The following is a 2,238-nucleotide window of genomic DNA, read 5'->3' on the forward strand; positions in this document are numbered from 1 at the left end:
GCGGGCCGCTTCGCCCAAAGAGCCTGGGAGGTGCTGGGAGAAACGCCGCCCGAAGGCTGATCCGGCCCGACCGGGAGAAAGGCCGGCGGCATCCCTGCCGGCCGATGCCCGTGGATCAGCCGCAGCGCCGCGGAACGGCAACCCGCCTCCGCCGGCCTGCCCTGTTGCCCGAGGAGCAAGGCGCTGCAGGGCGCACTCGTGACCGCAGGAGGCTTTGGGCGGGCAAGCGAGTTCGGCGCGACAAGGCGGCCCCCGCCGCCACCCCTGGCTGGACGCTGCGACAGGTTGCTCGCGGGCGGGAGTGCCCGGGGGCAGCGCCGCCGCCAAATCGTGGCGCAGAGCTTTGCCTAGGCGGGATCGCTTCCTCAACAGGCGATCTGCGCGGTCGCCCGCAGTTCCCCGGCGGTGGCGGTGCCGAGGCCGAAGAACTCCAGATAGGCCGGGATCATCTCGAACAGCATGTCGGTCCCGACCTGATACCGGCAGCCCCGCCGCGCCGCCGCCCGCAGGAAGGGCGTCATCCCGGAACTCAGCACCACCTCGCCCACAAAGGCCGAGGGGTCGATGCGCTCAACGTCCAGCGGCAGCGGATCGCCAGGACGCAACCTCACGAGAGTGGATGAACCGCCAGGCCAGCGAGCAACTCAGACTGTTGATTGCCGCCTACAAGGCGCTGGCAGGTCTCTTATAGCGCCTGACAGCCGACCCGAGCCATCTGCGCGCCCTGCGCCAGTGCATGCCTATGACGACGCGCCGCTGGACCTCGGGGCTGACTGCTGCCGCATCTGCTCTGCGATTGAGGCCACGCTGCCAGAAACCAAAAAGCAGATGCGCCTTGCGAAAGGCGCCGCCTGTGAAAAGACCGAGGAGGTCGGCGGGGCCACATGCAGGAACTCATGGTCTTACTGCGGAACCTCATCCGCAAGGCGCTGAACCTCGCGCCGATGTCGGGCAACCTCGCCAACCCGTGGCAGGATCATGTACGCCTTGCAAGCCACTCTGGTGGTCACGGCGGGGATGAAAAGTGCAGCGGCCGCATCGGTGAAGGCGACATGGACGCTGGCAGCGGCATGGTAACGAACATGGTCACAAGCCGCCCGGACCCCGGCCCGCAGGATGCGCGCTTCTGGCACGGATCATCGCCACCGAAGTCTTGTTTGTGCCGCGGAAGCCTTATGTGAACTGCTCGCGCATCATGCGTTCGTCCATCCCGCGGCCGGAATCGAATAACAGGCGATGGGCAATGCGGGGCTCGCTGCGGATTTCCACCCACAGCACCCGGTCCACCTGCTTGGCGTCGGCGTCGGCCATGACCGGGCGCTTGCGCGGGTCCAGCACGTCCATGCGGATCACGGAATCGTGGCGCAGGATTGCCCCCCGCCAGCGCCGCGGGCGGAAGGGTGCCAACGCCGTCAGCGCCAGCACGTCCGAGCCCATGGGCAGGATCGGCCCGCCCGCCGAATAGTTGTAGGCCGTGGACCCGGCGGGGGTCGCGACCAGCAGCCCGTCGCAGACCAGTTCCTCCATCCGCACGCGGCCGTCCACGCTGATGCGGATGCGGGCAGCCTGCGGACCGGCGCGCAGCATCGACACCTCGTTGATTGCCAGCGCCCGGTATTCGTCGCCGTCCGGCGCGCCCGCTACCATCGACAGCGGGTTGATGACGGCTTCCTCGGCGGTGGCGATGCGCTGCGGCAGATCATCCTCGGCATAGTCGTTCATCAGGAAGCCGACCGTGCCCCGGTTCATGCCGTAAACCGGCCGCCCCAGGTTCTGCCGCAGCACTGACAGAAGAAAGCCGTCGCCCCCCAGCGCCACCACCGCGTCGGCGCGGTTGGCCGGGGTCTGGCCGTAACGCTCCATCAGCCGGCCCATGGCAGACAGGGCGGTGTCGGTCTCGCTTGCCGTGAAGTGGATCGCGGTCATGCCGGCCATCCATGCATGTCCCCTGCCCCTTGTCGAGAGCGAGGCGCTGGCAAGGACCCTGCAAAGCCGTTAACAGCTTGGGAAACGCCCCGGAGGAACCCATGACCGACAGCGCATTCTTCACCGAGACCCTTTCCACCCGCGACCCTGCGATCTTTGACGCGATCCGGGGCGAGCTCGGGCGGCAGCGCGACGAGATCGAGCTGATCGCGTCCGAGAATATCGTCTCGCGCGCGGTGCTCGAGGCGCAGGGCTCAGTGATGACGAACAAATACGCCGAAGGCTATCCGGGCAAGCGCTACTACGGCGGCT

General features: G+C 67.8%; 3 protein-coding genes and 1 pseudogene. 2 read left to right on the forward strand and 2 right to left on the reverse strand.

Features of this window, described 5'->3' with window-relative positions; genetic code table 11:
• Positions 1 to 365: 365 nt before the first annotated feature.
• The gene (locus H5395_RS18170) at positions 366 to 611 is read right to left on the reverse strand and encodes a hypothetical protein (RefSeq protein ID WP_200559274.1); all 246 of its coding nucleotides are present in this window, start codon (positions 609 to 611) and stop codon (positions 366 to 368) included.
• A gap of 273 nt (positions 612 to 884) precedes the next feature.
• On the opposite strand from H5395_RS18170, the gene H5395_RS18175 reads away from it, so the two are divergent.
• Entirely contained in the window at positions 885 to 1,181 is a 297-nt protein-coding gene (locus H5395_RS18175) for a hypothetical protein (RefSeq protein WP_182793937.1), read from the forward strand.
• On the opposite strand, the gene H5395_RS18180 is transcribed toward H5395_RS18175, so the two are convergent.
• On the reverse strand, positions 1,174 to 1,926 hold the full coding sequence (locus H5395_RS18180; protein WP_370576506.1) for an NAD kinase: 753 nt from the start codon (positions 1,924 to 1,926) through the stop codon (positions 1,174 to 1,176). The two genes, H5395_RS18175 and H5395_RS18180, sit on opposite strands and share 8 nt — an antisense overlap.
• Before the next feature lie 101 nt (positions 1,927 to 2,027).
• Between H5395_RS18180 and glyA the strand changes: the two are divergent.
• Positions 2,028 to 2,238: pseudogene (gene glyA, locus H5395_RS18185) on the forward strand (serine hydroxymethyltransferase); the annotation flags it as partial.

The sequence above is a fragment of the Paracoccus sp. MC1854 genome, from assembly GCF_014164635.1.
Lineage (GTDB): Bacteria > Pseudomonadota > Alphaproteobacteria > Rhodobacterales > Rhodobacteraceae > Paracoccus.